The organism is Microterricola viridarii (assembly GCF_001542775.1).
GTDB lineage: Bacteria > Actinomycetota > Actinomycetes > Actinomycetales > Microbacteriaceae > Microterricola > Microterricola viridarii_A.
Map to the genome: position 1 here is coordinate 2,146,759 of NZ_CP014145.1, position 16,165 is coordinate 2,162,923.

The 16,165-nt window shown below is 69.2% G+C and carries 13 protein-coding genes and 1 riboswitch; of the genes, 5 read left to right on the top strand and 8 right to left on the bottom strand.

The window, feature by feature from the left end; genetic code table 11:
- Positions 1–19: 19 nt before the first annotated feature.
- The 5 genes from metG to rsmI form a co-directional block, all read right to left on the bottom strand.
- The gene (metG, locus tag AWU67_RS09920; protein WP_067228415.1) at positions 20–1,582 is read right to left on the bottom strand and encodes a methionine--tRNA ligase; all 1,563 of its coding nucleotides are present in this window, start codon (positions 1,580–1,582) and stop codon (positions 20–22) included.
- Between the two features lie 62 nt (positions 1,583–1,644).
- Positions 1,645–2,949 (bottom strand): NADP-dependent oxidoreductase, encoded by a 1,305-nt coding sequence (locus tag AWU67_RS09925; RefSeq protein ID WP_129586685.1) that lies wholly within the window; start codon positions 2,947–2,949, stop codon positions 1,645–1,647.
- A 72-nt stretch (positions 2,950–3,021) separates the two neighbouring features.
- Positions 3,022–3,807: an SDR family NAD(P)-dependent oxidoreductase gene (locus tag AWU67_RS09930; RefSeq protein WP_067232547.1), complete on the bottom strand. Its 786-nt coding sequence runs from the start codon at positions 3,805–3,807 to the stop codon at positions 3,022–3,024.
- Positions 3,808–4,005: 198 nt separating this feature from the next.
- Positions 4,006–4,488, bottom strand: a complete 483-nt coding sequence (locus AWU67_RS09935; RefSeq protein ID WP_129586686.1) for a hypothetical protein — start codon at positions 4,486–4,488, stop codon at positions 4,006–4,008.
- Between the two features lie 210 nt (positions 4,489–4,698).
- Complete coding sequence (gene rsmI / locus AWU67_RS09940) at positions 4,699–5,559, bottom strand: 16S rRNA (cytidine(1402)-2'-O)-methyltransferase (protein ID WP_067228422.1); 861 nt, start codon at positions 5,557–5,559, stop codon at positions 4,699–4,701.
- Positions 5,560–5,586: 27 nt separating this feature from the next.
- On the opposite strand from rsmI, the gene AWU67_RS09945 reads away from it, so the two are divergent.
- The 3 genes from AWU67_RS09945 (at position 5,587) to AWU67_RS09955 (ending at position 9,792) form a co-directional block, all read left to right on the top strand.
- Positions 5,587–7,287, top strand: coding sequence for a dolichyl-phosphate-mannose--protein mannosyltransferase (locus AWU67_RS09945; RefSeq protein ID WP_067228426.1), 1,701 nt, complete (start codon positions 5,587–5,589; stop codon positions 7,285–7,287).
- Positions 7,288–7,515: 228 nt separating this feature from the next.
- Complete coding sequence (locus tag AWU67_RS09950) at positions 7,516–8,658, top strand: fatty acid desaturase family protein (protein WP_082716904.1); 1,143 nt, start codon at positions 7,516–7,518, stop codon at positions 8,656–8,658.
- A gap of 117 nt (positions 8,659–8,775) precedes the next feature.
- Positions 8,776–9,792, top strand: a complete 1,017-nt coding sequence (locus tag AWU67_RS09955) for a YeiH family protein (protein ID WP_067228429.1) — start codon at positions 8,776–8,778, stop codon at positions 9,790–9,792.
- 294 nt (positions 9,793–10,086) lie between these two features.
- Here the strand turns inward: AWU67_RS09955 and AWU67_RS09960 are convergent, their stop codons facing one another.
- Positions 10,087–10,401 carry a DMT family transporter gene (locus AWU67_RS09960; protein ID WP_067228431.1) on the bottom strand — a complete coding sequence of 105 codons (315 nt, stop codon included), beginning with the start codon at positions 10,399–10,401 and terminating at the stop codon, positions 10,087–10,089.
- A 13-nt stretch (positions 10,402–10,414) separates the two neighbouring features.
- A riboswitch (guanidine-III (ykkC-III) riboswitch) is annotated at positions 10,415–10,479 on the bottom strand.
- A 67-nt stretch (positions 10,480–10,546) separates the two neighbouring features.
- The gene (locus AWU67_RS09965) at positions 10,547–10,843 is read right to left on the bottom strand and encodes an antibiotic biosynthesis monooxygenase family protein (protein WP_067228433.1); all 297 of its coding nucleotides are present in this window, start codon (positions 10,841–10,843) and stop codon (positions 10,547–10,549) included.
- 68 nt (positions 10,844–10,911) lie between these two features.
- Here AWU67_RS09965 and AWU67_RS09970 point away from each other — a divergent pair, with 68 nt between their 5' ends.
- Positions 10,912–11,472: a cysteine hydrolase family protein gene (locus AWU67_RS09970; RefSeq protein WP_067228436.1), complete on the top strand. Its 561-nt coding sequence runs from the start codon at positions 10,912–10,914 to the stop codon at positions 11,470–11,472.
- Between the two features lie 57 nt (positions 11,473–11,529).
- Here AWU67_RS09970 and AWU67_RS17190 read toward each other — a convergent pair whose 3' ends face one another.
- On the bottom strand, positions 11,530–12,555 hold the full coding sequence (locus AWU67_RS17190) for a GNAT family N-acetyltransferase (RefSeq protein ID WP_160329738.1): 1,026 nt from the start codon (positions 12,553–12,555) through the stop codon (positions 11,530–11,532).
- A 119-nt stretch (positions 12,556–12,674) separates the two neighbouring features.
- Between AWU67_RS17190 and AWU67_RS09980 the strand changes: the two genes are divergently transcribed.
- Entirely contained in the window at positions 12,675–16,025 is a 3,351-nt protein-coding gene (locus AWU67_RS09980; RefSeq protein WP_067228439.1) for an ATP-binding protein, read from the top strand.
- Positions 16,026–16,165 lie beyond the last annotated feature (140 nt).

The following is a 16,165-nucleotide window of genomic DNA, read 5'->3' on the forward strand; positions in this document are numbered from 1 at the left end:
ATTCGTAGCGGCGAGGATGTTACTCGGCCGAGGTCTCGATCCGCGGGAACAGGGCCTCGAGGGTGCCGACGGATGCCGCACCCGTCCACTCCCACGCCTTGTCGATGCGCTGCTCCTGCACGACGCCGTCGCCGCCGAGAGCGGTCCACAGCTTCGCCGTGGCCTTCGGCAGTACCGGGGAGAGCAGCACGGCGAGCGTGCCGAGGCCGCGGACGGCGGTGTACAGCACCGTCTCCAGGCGCTCCCGCTTCTCCGGGTCCTTGGCCAGGGCCCACGGCTCCTGGTCGGTGATGTAGCCGTTCAGCCCGTCGACGAGCGTCCAGACCTCGGCGATCGCCTCGTGGATGGCGAGCCGGTCGATGGCGATGGATGCCGTGGCGGTGGCGGTGCGCTCGATCGCGTGGATGACGGCATCCGCGTCGGTCATGTCGGCGGCGGCGGGGATGACGCCGTCGCAGTAGCGGTTGACCATGGCGATCACGCGCGAGGCCAGGTTGCCGAAGCCGTTGGCCAGCTCGGAGGTATAGCGGGCGTGCAGGTCCTCCCACGAGAAGGAGCCGTCCTGGCCGAAGCTGATGGCACGCAGGAAGTAGTAGCGGAACGCGTCGGAGCCGAAGGTGTCGGTGATCTGCGTGGGGGCGATGCCGGTCAGCTTCGACTTGGACATCTTCTCGCCGCCGACCAGCAGCCAGCCGTGACCGAAGACGCGGTGAGGCACCGGCAGGCCGGCGGCCATCAGCATGGCAGGCCAGATGACGGCGTGGAAGCGAAGGATGTCTTTGCCGACCAGGTGCGTGGCCGGCCAACGGCGCTCGAACTGCTCGTCGTCCTGGCCGTAGCCGACGGCGGTGACGTAGTTCAGCAGCGCGTCGAACCAGACGTAGACAACGTGCGACTCGTCCCACGGCACCTTGACGCCCCAGTCGAAGCTGGAGCGGGAGATGGAGAGGTCGTCGAGGCCGGAACGCACGAAGGACATGACCTCGTTGCGGGCGCTCTCGGGCTGGACGAAGTCGGGGCGCTCCTCATAGAGGGCCAACAGCTGCTCGGCGAATGCGCTCATCTTGAAGAAGTAATTCTTCTCGTGCAGCAGCTCGACCGGCTTGGAGTGGATCGCGCAGACCTTCTGGCCGGCGTACTCGCCTGTGCCGTCGACGAGGTCGCCCGGCTGCTTGTACTCCTCGCAGCCGACGCAGTAGTAGCCCTCGTACTCGCCGGTGTAAATGAAGCCGGCGTCGTAGAGGTGCTGCAGGAACTTCTGCACGTTCTCTTCGTGGCGCTTCTCCGTGGTGCGAATGAAGTCGTCGTTGGAGAGGTCGATCGTCTCCAGCAGCGGCTTCCATGCCTCCTCCACCAGCTTGTCGGCCCATTCCTGCGGGGTGACGCCGTTGGCGGTCGCCGTACGCAGGATCTTCTGGCCGTGCTCGTCGGTTCCGGTCAGGAACCAGGTGTCGTCGCCACGCTGGCGGTGCCAGCGGGCGAGCACATCGGCGGCCACCTCGGTGTAGGCGTGTCCGATGTGCGGCACGTCATTGACGTAGAAGATCGGCGTGGTGACAAAGAAAGAGGAGCCATCGGACATGCGCTCCATTCTATTCGGGCGCAGGATGCCACCGGGTCCCCGTTACCGGCCGCTGGTGCCGTTCAGCGCTCGGCGGCCGCTTCGCCATCTGATTCGACGGTCGCTTCGGCCTCTGCCACGGCGGCGGATTCCGCGGCGAGCTCGGCGTCCAGCTGCTCAGAGGGGTGCGGGTGGTGTTGCCCGCGCAGGTGCCCGAGCACCGGCGGCAGGTTCTCGAAGACGCGCATCCGCGGGTGCTCCGTCGGCACGTCAACGGTCGACGCAGACTCTTTGAGCGGCACCCCGTGCGAGGTGGCGCCGTGCACGCGCTGCCGGGCGTAGCCGACCGGGTGCATGCCGAGCAGGAGCTTGCCCCTGACATGGCCGCGGTCCAGCTCCTCGAAGGCCTCCCGCACCTCGTCGATCGCGAAGATGTCGGAGATGGGCAGCAGTAGCCGGTGCTGTTCGGCCAGCCGAGCGAGCCGGGCGATGACGGCGGTGCCGGACTCCTCGGTCACCTCGTCCTCCGCGGCCTTTTCGGTGTTGTCGGCCTTGTCGGGCTCCGCAGCCTCCGATTCCGCAGTCTCCGATTCGATGGCGCCGGGTGCCACGGTGCGGGCTTCGGAGGGGCCGGTGCTGCCGTACTCGTCGGGCCCGAAATCCTGCACGCCCTCCCAATCGAGGACGCTGCGGATGCGCGCAGCCGGCACCCCGAGTGAGCGTGCGATCTCCATGTTGTCGCCGCCGAAGGTGTCCAGGTAGGCGTCGACGCCCTCCGGTGCGAGTTCCCGGATCCGAGCGGCGACATCGCCCTCGTGCACGACGGGGATCACGTCGAGCTGCCGCAGGAAGTCGGCGTTGCGCTCGCTGACGGTTCCGATGACCCGCGCGCCGCGCAGCCGGGCCAGCTGTGCCGCGATGCAGCCGACGCCGCCGGCGGCCGCCGAGATGACGACGGTGTCGCCCTTGCCAATGCCCAGCGCGTTCACCGCCGCCCAGGCCGCGATGCCCGTCACGAACAAGCTGCCGGCGACCTCCCACGGCAGGTGCGGCGGCTTGGGGGTGAGGTTCGCGGCCGGCACGGCCAGGTGGGTGGCGAGCGAGCCGCGCGAGGTGTGCCCGATCACCGCGTCGTTCACGGCGACCCGACTGACGCCGGTGCCGGTCGCCATGACATAGCCGGCGAAGTCTGAGCCGATGCCTTGGGGGAAGTGTGCCGGCATCCGCTCGGCCAGTTTGCCTTCGCGCAGGCGTGAGTCTGCCGGGTTCAGCCCGGCGGACACCACCTCGATCAGCGCCTCGCCCGGGCCGGGCACCGGCATCTCAATCTCGACGACCTCCAGAACATCTGGGCCGCCATATCGGGAGTACTTCACTGCTTTCGGCACGGTGCACCTCCACCACGGGCGTTAACGGTTAGAACAACTACTGGCCTTCCACTGTTCCCGGTGCGGCTGCCGCTACGGCAGGATCGCGCCGGCTGAAATATTGAGATTTGCGGCGGTGATCGTGCGCGCGTGATCCGATGCGGCGAACACCGCGACAGCGCCGACGTCCTCCGGCACGGCTGCCCGGCCGAGCAGCGTCTCAGCGGCGACCATCTCGGCGATCTCTGCCGACTCGGGGCTCTCGGCGGGGTTGGCGTCCACGATGCCGCCCGTTTGGATCATGACGGTGCGCACGCCACGGCGCCCGAGCTCGGCGGCGAACTGCTTCTGCAGCTGGTCGACGGCCTGCAACGCGACCTGGAAGCCGCCGATGCTGAACTCGCGCACCGGGTCGCCGGAGCCGCCGAAGAACAACAGAACGCCGGAGCCCTGCTCGACCATCTGCCTGGCCCCGGCTCGTGCCGTGAGGAAGGCGGTGCGCACGGCACGGTGTATCGGCTGCTCAAAGTCGGCGAGCTCCATCTCGACGAGCGGCGTGCCCATCACCTCGCCGACCGCGATCACGTTCAACGAGATGTCGATGCGCCCGCCCGCCGCGACCACTGCGGAGGCGTGCCGGTCGACCTGCCCCTCGTCGAGCGCGTCGACCACGGCAGGCTCGGCCCGCCCGCCCGCCGCGCGGATCTCGGCGGCGAGCCGTTCCAGCGGGGCCGCGGTGTGCCCGGCCAGGTGCACGGTGGCTCCTGCACGGGCGAAGGCGCGCGACACGGCGCTGCCGACCTGGCCGCCGGCGCCGTAGACGATGGCAACCCGGCCATCGAGGACCTGGGGCTCAGCGTTGGTCTGCTGCAGGGGCATGAGGGGCACCTCCGCTGCCATGCTCGCACCGTCCCCGGGCGCCCGCAATCCCCTCCCACTCGCAGAACCACGAGTCGAGTGCGACCGGCTCAGCCCACTCTGGCGGGCTAGTCCTGGGCCAGTTGCTGAATGCCGTGCTCGGTAGTCACGCCGGGCCAGAGGCCCCGCATCTTTCACGCCTCCCGAATCGGGGCGCCGTCACTTCGGGCTCAAGATCCAGATCGCCACGCCAGTTCCGTTCGCGAGTTCGGAACGTTCGCCGCCGGAGATTTCGTCACCCTCGATCACGGGACGAAGACTCACACCTAAGTAGTCCTCACCACGACCTCGCTCCCACGTTGTTTGGCCGTTCGCAGCGTCAGGGAGCCCACGAACGGAGAAGCCGGCTTCCTCGAGCTGCCCGAGCAGAACTGATTCGGCGTCAGCTCCTTCGACAATGGCGACGAGCGTCGGGGGATCACCCAAGAACCACTTACCCCCGTAACGCTCCTCGAACGTGACGTCTCCAGCGTCACCCACGCTGAGCAACTCGGCCGCGGCATCCACCTTGTCAAATGCGCCGGGCGGGGCGAAGTTGATCGCCGAACAGCCAGAAAGAACGACAAGCGACAGGCCCAAGGCCGCCATCACCGAAAAAAGTCGACGCCTGCCCGCAGGTTCCGCTTTTCCCAGTCTTGACATGCACGCAGCATACTCAGGGAGCTCGCCGTTGCTCTCCGCGCCGCGAAGCGAGTCGCTCCCCCTGTCAACGGGGCTTGGACCGGTCACGACAGGAGCCGCGCTCCTCTCGTCCGCTTACAACTGCAACGGCAAGTCTCGTCGACCAGGGCGCGATGAGACTCGCCCTTCTGGTGGCGACCGGCTCAGCCCTGCGGCCTGGTGGCGACCGGCTCAGCCCTGCGGCGCGGCGGGTGCGACGGGCTTGCCCGGCTTGGCCGGCTTGGCCTCGAGCGCCGCCTGGTAGAGCTCGCGTTTGCCGAGCCCGGTGCCCTCCGCGACGACGGCCGCGGCATCCTTCAACCGCTCCCCCGCTGCGACGAGCGCCAGCACCTCGGCGACGCCGGTGGCGAGGTCGCCGACGCGCTTCTCCGCTCCCGCCACGACGATGCAGATCTCGCCCTTGACCCCGGATGCCGCCCACTCCGCGAGCTCGGCCGCGCTTCCGCGCTTGACCTCCTCGTAGAACTTCGTCAGCTCGCGGCAGACCACGACCCGGCGGTCGGCTCCGAACACGCTGGCCATGTCGGTGAGCGAGGCGGCCAGCCGGTTTGGCGACTCGAAGAAGACCATGGTGCGGCGCTCATCCCGCAGCTCGCCGAAGGTGCTGATCCGCTCGCCATGCTTGCGCGGCAGGAAACCCTCGAAACTGAAGCGGTCGGTCGGCAGGCCAGAGACGGCCAGTGCGGTGAGCACGGCGCTCGGGCCGGGCAGGGCGGTGACAGTCACGCCGGCGCTGGCCGCGGCGTCGACGAGGTGGAAGCCGGGGTCGGAGACGGTCGGCATCCCGGCGTCGCTCAAGACGAGCACATCGGTCTCGCGGGCCAGCTCGACGAGCTCGATCGACTTCTCCCGCTCGTTGTGGTCGTGCAGCGCGATCAGGCGGGGCCGGTTCTCGATGCCGAGGGCGGCGAGCAGGCGCTGCGTGACGCGGGTGTCCTCTGCGGCGATCACGGTGGCGGTGCCGAGCGCCTCGACCAGCCGTACAGAGGCGTCCTTGAGATTGCCGATGGGGGTCGCCGCGAGAATGATCATGAGTCCAGTCTGGCCTAGCATGGGCGAATGAGCATCGGACCGCTGCGCCAGCCAAGCGGCGACGATGCCCCGGGCACCCTCTCGGCATCCGCCCCAGCGCAGCCGGACCGCGCGCTGGAGGGCGACGACGCCGCTCGTCATGTCGAGGAGCCGCGCGGCAGCCGGCTCGATGAGTGGTGGGCGCGTCTGCTCAGCACACCCGGCCGCCGGCGGTTCTGGTACTGGGGCGGCCCGCTCGCCGTCACGCTGCTCGCCGCCATCCTGCGACTGTGGAACCTCGCCAACCCGCACTCCCTCGTCTTCGACGAGACCTTCTACGTCAAAGACGCGTACACGCTGCTGAACAACGGCTATGAGTCGACCTGGCCGGAGGGCGCCGACGAACGGTTCAACGCCGGCGACACCGACATCTTCACCGACGTGGGCTCCTTCGTGGTGCACCCCCCGCTCGGCAAGTGGGTCATCGCGCTCGGCCTGGCCGCGTTCGGCGCCGACAGCTCCTTCGGGTGGCGCATCGGCACCGTCGTCGTCGGCGTGCTCGCCGTCTTCCTGCTCACCGTGATCGCGCGGCGGCTGTTCTCCTCGACCATCGTCGCCGTGATCGTCGGGTTCCTGTTCGCCATCGACGGTCACGCGATCGTGATGTCGCGGGTGGCGCTGCTCGACGGCATCCTGATGCTGTTCGCCCTGCTCGGCTTCGGCGCGGTCCTGCTCGACCGCAACTGGCATGAGAAACGCCTGGGCGCCTGGGTGGCGGAACGCCAGGAGCGGGCGGATGCCGGCCTCGCCTCGGAGTCCAGCTGGGGGCCCGCCCTATGGTGGCGGCCGTGGCTGCTGGCGGCCGGGCTCGCCTTCGGCATGGCGGCGAGCGTCAAATGGTCCGGCTTCCATTTCCTGGCGGCGTTCGGGATCTACGTGGTGGTCGTCGACGCGCTCGCCCGGCGGCGCGCCGGCATCCCGTTCTGGGCGAGTTCGGCCGTGCTCAAGCAGGGCCCGGTCTCGTTCCTGCTGCTGGTGCCGATCGCCGTGCTGACGTTCCTGGTCAGCTGGACCGGCTGGTTCGTGACCGCCGGCGGCTACTACCGCGACTGGGCAGCCCAGGCCGGCAACGCCTGGACCGGCGCCCTCGCCTGGGTGCCGCAGAGCCTGCAGAGCTTCTGGCACTACCAGGTCGCCGCCTACAACTATCACATCGGGCTCAGCACGCCCCACCCGTACCAGGCGAACCCGCTGACCTGGTTGTTCATGATCCGGCCGACGAGCATGTACTACGAGGGGTCGACGTTCGGACAGAACGGATGCGAGTACGACGCGTGCAGCGCGGCGATCCACTCCATCGGCAACCCGTTGATCTGGTGGGCCGCCACGGCCGCGCTGTTCTACCTGCTGTACCGGCTGGCGCGCTACCGCGAATGGCAGATCGGCCTGATCCTGATGGGCGTCGCCGCCGGCTACCTGCCCTGGCTGATGTACCTGAACCGCACCGTGTACCAGTTCTACACAATCGCCTTCGAGCCGTACCTGCTGCTCGGGTTGGGTGCCGTCATCGCCATCATTCTCGGCTCACGCAACGACGCCAGCTGGCGCAGGCAGCGCGGCATCGGCGTGGTCGCGGTGTATCTCAGCGTCGTCACACTGGTCAGCGCCTTCTTCTACCCGATTTGGACGGGACAGCAGGTGCCGTACTGGTTCTGGAACCTGCACATGTGGCTGCCGAGCTGGGTCTGAGTTCCGCTCGAAATCAGGCGAGAAACCTGGCACATTGCCAGCGAGGAACATACACCCCTCATATTCCCGCCACGGCATGTGCTAAGGCTGTAATTGAGGCCGTTTCACAGCCAATCGGACGTAGGCTGCTCTTCATCCGATCGCAATGTCGCCGTACGAATCTCGACACCGTGAGCTCCGGGCAGTTGCCCAATCCAGACTGGGAAGTCACTCACACGAAGGTCGACGATGAGCGAAGCGAATATCGCCCCCCTTGCCGCCGGAGCCGCGGCATCCGTCACAATCACGAAGCCTGCAGTGCGCATCATCCGCACCCGGCCGGGCGGTGACCGACAGAACCCGACGACCGAGTACTCGGCGCTGCTGCACACGGTGCGCAACCTCGGCCTGCTGCGGCGGGCCACCTGGTTCTACTGGATGGTGTTCGGCATCCTCCTGGTCGCCCTGGGCGGCATCGTGACCGGATTCGTGCTGCTGGGTGACAGCTGGTTCCAGCTGCTCATGGCCGGCGCGCTCGGCATCGTGCTCACCCAGTTCGCCTTCTTGGCGCACGAGGCCTCGCACCGCACCGTGTTCGAGTCGGGCAAGGCGAACGACCGGGCCGGGCGCATCCTCGCCAACGCCTTCGTCGGCATCAGCTACTCGTGGTGGATGACCAAGCACTCCCGGCACCACTCCAACCCGAACGTGGTCGGCAAAGACCCGGACATCGACAACGACTTCATTGTGTTCCAGCCGGACGAGGCCGCCAAGGTCAACCGCTTGCACGCGATGGTCACCCGCCGCCAGGGCTGGCTGTTCTTCCCGATGCTCACCCTCGAGGGCCTGAACCTGCACATGCACGGCCTCCGCACCGTGATGGGCAAGGGCAAGGTCGACAAGCGCGGCCTCGAGATCAGCATGATCGTCACCCGTCTGGCCGCCTACCTGGCCGTGCTGTTCATCTTCCTGCCCGTCGGCATGGCCTTCGCCTTCCTCGGCGTGCAGCTGGCCGTCTTCGGCGTGTACATGGGCGCGTCCTTCGCCCCGAACCACAAGGGAATGCCGATCCTCCCGCACGACTCCAAGGTCGACTTCCTGCGCCGCCAGGTGCTCACCAGCCGCAACATCCGCGGCGGCTGGGGCATGCTCACGTTCATGGGCGGCCTCAACTACCAGATCGAGCACCACCTGTTCCCGAACATGCCGAGGCCGCACCTCCGCAAGGCCCAGGAGCTCGTCAAGGAGTACTGCACCGCGCACTCGATCAACTACACCGAGACCGGCCTGTTCCAGAGCTATGGCATCGTCGTGGACTACCTCAACCGGGTCGGCCTCTCGGCCCGAGACCCGTTCGACTGCCCGATGACGGCGCGCTTCCGCACCCATTAGGCGCACGCGCCGACCGGCGCACAAAAAAACAGGAGCAGAGCCTCGGCACGTCAGATATGGCGCCGCCGGGGCTCTGCTCCTGTTTTTGTGGTTCTGGCGTGCCGTTAGGCTCGATGGGTGAAGTGGTTGCCCGGTATCGCCCTCGCGGCCGCGGCCGCCCTCCTGTCATGGGGAATCCACGCTCTGATCCCCGCGGTGCCGCTGCTGACGGCCGCCGTGGCGCTCGGCATCATCGTCGCCCAGATCCCGGCGCTCCGGCCAGCCCTCGGCGGCCCGCTCAAGGCCGGCCTCGGAGTGGCCTCGAAGAAGTTCATGCGCCTCGGCGTCGTGCTGCTCGGCCTGAAGCTCAGCCTCGTAGACATCCTCGGCCTCGGCTGGATCTCGATCGCCATGATCGTCGTGATCGTGCTGCTCACCTTCGTCGGCACGATCGGACTCGGCCGCGCCTTCAAGCTGCCCGGCCACCAGCCGCTGCTGATCGCGACCGGTTTCTCGATTTGCGGCGCCTCGGCGATCGGCGCCATGAGTGGCGTGGTCAGGGCCAAGGACGAGGAGACGGCGACGCCGGTCGCCCTCGTCACGCTCTGCGGAACGCTCGCGATCGCCGTGCTGCCGTTGCTCTGGCATCCGCTGGGCCTCAGCAACGAGCAGTTCGGGCAGTGGGTCGGCGCCAGCGTGCACGACGTCGGCCAGGTCGTCGCAACGGCCCAGATCGCCGGACCGGCCGCGCTGGCCGTCGCGATCGTCGTCAAGCTGACCCGCGTCGTCTTGCTGGCCCCAATGGTTGCGACCGTCGCCGGCATCGAGCGCCGCAAGCACAGCGCCGCCGTCGCCCTTGCAGAGGCCACCGGCGGCACGGCACCGGATGCCGGAGCACGGCCGCCGATCGTGCCGCTGTTCGTGCTGGGGTTCCTCGCGGCCGTCGTCGTGCGCACCGTGCTGCCCGTTCCGGATGCCGTGCTGGAGGTCGCCGACTGGATGCAGACGGCGCTGCTCGCCATGGCGCTGTTCGGCCTGGGCTCGGCGGTGCGGCTGCGGGAGCTGGTGCTCACCGGCTGGCGCGCGCTGCTGGTCGGCCTGCTCTCTTGGGTGTTGATCGCCGGGCTGGCCTGGGCGGTCGTCGTTTACGTCTAGCGCCGGGAATGGAGCGCTGGGATTGGAGCGCTGGGTGGCACCTTGTGCCCGGGCGCTCGGCGGGATGTGGGCGGGTTGGCTTCGGTCGCTGGCGCTCCCTCGAGCCAACGGGGAGTGCGGAACCCCTGCTGATCGAGGCTGTCGAAATCGGGGTCTCGACAGGCTCGACCAGCGGGACAGGCTCGACCAGCGGGACGAGTTCGACCAGCGGGACAAGCTCGACCGACTGCGGCCAGGGTCTGTCAGGTTTCGCCGAGCGCCGCGGCTCCCCGCGCCGCGCGTTGGCAGGGCTCGCTAGTCGACGAACTTGAGGCCGACGATGCAGCCGACGAGCCCCATCAGCAACGCGATCTTGATCCACGAGACGCTCGTATCGCCGGTGACCATGGCGTAGATGACGGTGAGCGATGCGCCGATGCCGACCCAGATGGCGTACGCCGTCGCGGTCGAGATTCCACGCATGGCGAGAGCGAGGCCGCCCATGCTGAGCACGATGCTGATGCCGAAGATGACCGACGGCCAGAGCTTCGTGAAGCCCTCAGACTTGCCGAGCGCGGTGGCCCAGACGGCTTCGAGCACGCCGGAGACGATAAGGATGATCCATGACATGACTGTGCACTCCCGTGGCCAGTCTTGTCGCGTTCCGGGTACTGATCCCTCGTCCGGGGCCGCGGTCAGCGGCCTGAGAACAGACTAGCAGCGCGCACTGGGCAGGGCCTGTGCAGGCCGAGCTGCACAGGCCGAGCCGCGCAGCTCAGGCCTCGAGCACGCTCGCGTAGTGCTCGACCACGGGGAACGGCTCGTAGAACGGATGCAGCAGCCGGCGCCACTGCTGGTACTCCGCCGAGCCGCGGAAGCCCAGCTCGTGGGCCTCGACGCTCTGCCACTCCACGAGCAGCAGGTAGCTCGATGCCGATTCGATGCCGCGGGACAGGCGCAGGCTGAGGAAGCCAGGCTGGCGTTCGATCAGCGGACGGGCGCGGGCGAACGCGGCCTCGAACTCGGCCTCCCGCCCGGGCAGAACCGGCAGCAGGGCGTGTTCCAGGATCATGCTGGCCAGACTAGCGCGTTGCCGCGTTGCCACTTCCGGATGCCGCCCGCAGCCGCCATTATGGGTGCATGAGCCTCGACCCCAACGCCGCCCTGATCGTGATCGACATGCAGAAGGGCTTCAACGACCCCGGCTGGGGCACCCGCAACAACCCGGACTGCGAGGCGAACGTGCAGCGCCTGCTCGAATCCTGGGCTGCGTCCGGTCGCCCGGTGGTGCTGGTGCGGCACGACTCGGACGAGGACTCCCCGCTGAACCCGAGCGCCCCAGGCAACGCGCTGGTCGACTTCGTCGCCGCCGCCCCGCACGAGCTGTTCGTCACGAAGCAGGTCAACTCGGCGTTCTTCGGCGACCCGGACCTGGCCGGCTGGCTCGATGACAAGGGCATCCAGCAGATCGTGCTCTGCGGCATCCAGACCAACATGTGCGTCGACACGACGGCCCGGATGGGTGGCAACCTGGGCTATCAGGTGCTGCTGCCGATCGACGCCACCTACACCTTCGACCTGGAGGGGCCCGGCGGCGTGCGGCTCAGCGCCGACGAGCTCGCCCGCGCGACGGCAGTCACCTTGCACGGCGGCGAGTTCGCCGAGGTGCTCAGCACGGCCGAGCTGCTCGAGCGGGCCTAGCCGCCCGAGCAGGTCTGGGCCGCCCGAGCAGGTCTGGGCCGCCCGAGCAGGGCACTGCTACGCGGTGAGCGCGTAGCCGAAGCTCAGCAGCTTGAGCTGGTTGCCGTTCGGGAACGTCATCACCGGCTCGCGGTCAAGCAGGCGGTCGAAGCCGATGTGGGCGTAGAGCTTGTGCGCGCCGAGCATCTCGGGACCGGAGTTCATGACGACCTGGCTGACCCGGCGCAGACGGCCGAGGAGCAGCACGTGCCGGCTGAGCAGTTCGCCGAGCCCGCGGCGGCGGGCGTCCGGGCTGACGGCAAGCAGGCGGAAGTCCATCTCGCCCGGCTCGGCGAGGTCGGTCATGGTGGCTCCGGCACGCGGCGTCGACACCGTGCCGAGCAGGGCGCCGGTGACGGTGTCGACGGCGACCCACACCTGGTGCTCCGCCGCACGGCCGGCGACGTCGACGATCGACGCACGGTAGGAGTCGTTCAGCGTGTAGTCGTGTGAATAGGCACGCTCGGAGAGGCTCGCGACGGCATCCGTCTCGTCGTCGTGCATCAGGCGCACGAGCACCTCGTCGGGCCGCTGCTGCAAGGGCAGGCGGTAGATGACGAGCGATGCGGCGCTTCCGGTGCCGGCGATGACGGCCTCGCGCTCAAAGCCGAGCCGCTCGTACAGCCGCTGGGCGGCCAGGTTGAGATCGCCAGTGTCGAGCACGAGGGCGGTGGCGCCCCACTCGAGGGCGACCTCGAGGCTGGCCCGCATCAGGGCCTCGCCGATGCCGGCGCCGCGCGCCTCTGGATCGACGGCGAGCAGGCGCACCTCGGCCTCGCCCGGGTTGGCGCGGCGCGCGTAGGCGGCGTCGGCGCGCAGCACGCTGCTGGTGCCGAGGATGGTGTCGTGCTCGTCCACCGCGACCAGGAGGCTTCCGGATGCCGCGCGGCCGGCCGCATCGTGCAGCAGCGCCCGGCGCTCATCGCTGACCGGCAGATGGCCGTAGGCGCCGGCGCGGAAGGCGCGTTCCGTGAGCTGACCGATGGCCGCAGCCTCGGAGTCGAGGGCGGGCCGGATGGTCAGGGAAGATGTCGTGATTGTCACTGAATCCAGAGTACCCGAGCGTAAAGAAACGCAACAATCGGGAACGCCGCCTGTGATGCGCCCCGCAGCAGTGCCGGCGGCCACAGCAGGCGGGCATCGGCGCAAACTAGGATCGCAGGGTGCAGGATGACGCGCGGTCAGAGGGTGAGTTCGAGGTGGGCGAGCGCCTCGCCGCCGCCACGCGCACCCGCACTCCCCCACCCCGGGTCGCCGTGCTCGGCCCCGTGCAGGTGGAGGGCAAGAACGGCGTGCTCGTCGAGCCGAGCGGCGCTCTGGCCAAGACGCTGCTCACCGCGCTCGCGCTCGGCTCGCAACGGCCCCTCGGCGGGTCGTTGAGCGTCGAGTTCCTGATTGACGAGCTCTGGGCCGATGAACCGCCGAAGCAGGCGAAAGCGGCGCTGCAGACGCTCGTCTCGCGCCTGCGCGGCGTCGTCGCCGACGGCCTGATCCACTCCGACGCCAGCGGTTACGCGCTGCGGGTTGCCGCCGACGAGCTCGACATCGCGCGGGCCAGCGCGCTGTCGGCCCACGCCGCGGCCCTGGCCGCGAACAACTCCCCGGACCAGGCGCTGGACGCCGTCACCCGCGCGCTCGAACTCTGGCGGGGCGAGCCCGGCGCCGAGCTGCCCGCGGGCGAAGTGCGCGATCAGCTCACGGTGGTCGCCGCGCGCCTCCGCACCCGGCTGCTGGAGGCGCGCGCCCAGTGCTTGCTCAACACCGGGCAGGCCGAAGGGGCGCTCGCCCCACTGCGCGCGCTCGTGCAGGCCGACCCGCTCAACGAGAGGACCGCGCTGCTCCTGTTGCGCGCCCTCGTCGACTCCGGGCGCCCCACCGAGGCGCTGGCCGCGTTCGCCGAGTTCCGCCGACAGCTGCGCGAGCAGCTGGGCGCATCGCCAGGGGCTGAGCTGATCGCCTTCAACGCGGCGATCCTCGTCGGCGAGCACGAGCGACCCGCGCTGACGCCGAAACGCTCGACATCGATCGGCGTGCGGGCCGCCCCCAACGAGTTGCGCGGGCGGGCAGCGGATGTCGCGGCGCTCGACGCCGCACTCGAGACGTCCCGCCTCGTGACGATCGTGGGTGCCGGCGGCCTCGGCAAGACACGGCTGGCCCACGAGCTGGCACGCCGCTCCGAACTCCCCCTGATCGTCGTCGTCGAGCTTGCCAGCGTGCGCAGCGACGACGACGTCACGCTCGCCTTCGCGAGCACCCTCGGCATCCGTGAACTGCCGGCCGGCCAGCGGCTCGCGGATGCCGTCGCCCGACCAGACGTGCGCGTGCGCGTCGTGGCCGAGCTCGCCGCGCAGCCGACGCTGCTCGTCGTCGACAACTGTGAGCATGTGCTGGGTGGCTCGGCCGAGTGGATCGCCGAGTTGCTCGCGTCGTGCCCGGAACTGCACGTGCTGGCCACGAGCCGCAGCCCGCTCGAGCTCACCGCGGAGCGCGTGTACGCGCTCGGCCCGCTCTCTGCGGCATCCGACGCCGCGACGCCGCAGCACTACGGCCCGGCCGTGGCACTGTTCGTCGAACGCGCGCAGGCGGCCCGCCCGGGGGCGTCGATGCCCCTCGACGTCATCGCGCGGCTCTGCACCCGTCTTGACGGGCTGCCGCTCGCCATCGAGCTCGCCGCCGCACGCGTGCGCTCCCTCACCGTCGAACAGATCGAGAGCCGGCTGGGCAATCGCTTCGCGCTGCTCACGAACGGCGATCGCTCCGCCCCCGAGCGCCACCAGACGTTGCAGGCCGTCATCGACTGGAGCTGGCGGCTGCTGCGCCCGGCCGAGCAGCGTGCGCTCGCACGGCTCTCGCTGTTCGCCGACGGATTCAGCGCGGAGGCCGCCGAGGCCGTGATCGCGGCGGAGGCGCAGGGCGCCGGCGGGGCTGCTGACGGCACCGATGACGGCGCGCTCTCGATCGACGTGCTCGATGCGCTCGTCGCCCAATCACTTGTCGTCGTGCACGAGCACGAGGAGACCGGCACGCTGCGCTACCGCATGCTCGAGACCGTGCGCGAGTTCGGGCAGGCCCAGCTGCGCGGAAGCGCGGAAGCCGAGTGGGCCAGGCTGGCCGTGCATTCGTGGGCGACGACGTTCGCTCGCGGCGCCCTCGAGCATGCACAGGGCCCCGGCCAGATTGCCATGTTCCGCTCCGTCACGATGGAACAGGACAACCTCGTGATGGTGTTGCGCGAGTCAATCGATTCCGGTGACGCCAGGACCGTGCTCGACGTCTTCGCACTGCTCTCTTACTACTGGACGGTGCGCAGCGCACACAGCGAGGTGGTCGCGTTCGCACCGCTCGTGCTCGATGCGACCCGCGGCTATGTTCCGGATGCCGACCACTTGGAGGCGGCCATCGGCAGCTTCACGGTGCTCGCGGCCACCGGGCTTTTCGTCGGCGACACCGGCGGCATGCGCGCCCTCGTGCAGGTGCGCACGCTTCTCGGGCGCACCGAGTACGTGCCACCGCGGTTGCGCGCACTCGGCCGATTCCTGTCTGCGGCGACAGACCTCGACGCGGCGCGCGCGATGCTCGACACGATGCGCGATGACGATGACGTCGCGACCGCGCTCCTCGGCAACCTGTTCTCTGCGCAGATCGCCGAGAACGACGGGGAACCACTCGTCGCAGCGCGTGCCGCTGCGCGCGCATGGGAACTGGCGGCCCAGATCGAAGACACCTGGGCGGCCGCGATGGCCGCGATGATGTTGGCGCAGCTCTCGAGCCAGTCCGCGCGACACGACGACGCACTGCGATGGAGCGGGCGGGCGCGAAGCGGGCTCCTCGATCTGGACGTGCCGGACGACCTGCAGCAATTGGAGTGGATCTTCGCGGTCAATCTCCTGGGCTCCGGGCAGCTCGAGGAGGCGCGTGACGTCTTCACGCGATTCGCCGCGATCAACCGACAGTCGGAGCATGCCCTTGAGCTGCGCTCGATCGGCCAGGTCGGCCTGGCGGAGGTGATGCGCGTGGACGGCGATCTCCCCACCGCGCAGCGGCTCTTCGCGGAGGCGATCAATGGCTTCCGCACCGGGGCACAACGTTCATCCCCATGGTTCCAGATGGCGCTGTCCGCGTTCATCGCGGCCCAACTCACCGACGGCACCGGCGACACCGACCTCGTCGCCCGTCAGGTCAAGACGCTCCGGGCCCGAGTCATCGGCTACCGCCGCGCGCGCCCCGAGTTCAGCGACAAGCCGGTGCTCGGAACATCGGCCGCCGCTCTCGCGCTCTGGGCGATCCCGCAGGACGAGCGACAGGCCCTCGGCCTGGAGCTCTTCGCTCTGGCCGAGGGCCTGCACGGGCGGCAAGACCTGCCTTCCCTGAACCTGGCATCCCAGGCCGCCCGCATCGAGCGGCTGTTCGGGCCGGATGCGCTGCGGGATGCCCGGGCGGGGGTTGCGCTGCTCAGCCTCAACGAGCGGGCGGCGCGGGCTTATGCCGTTATTGAGGTGGAGTGGGGTGGGTAGCTGCCGGGGAGTGGGGACGGCCGTTCTGCCTCAACCGCTTGGTGCGGGGTGGAGCGTAGCTGGGGCAGCCGCCCTCGTGACTGGTGGTTTTTGAGGTTTCCTGGGGCAGCCGCCCTCTTGACTGGTGGTTTTTGAAGGTT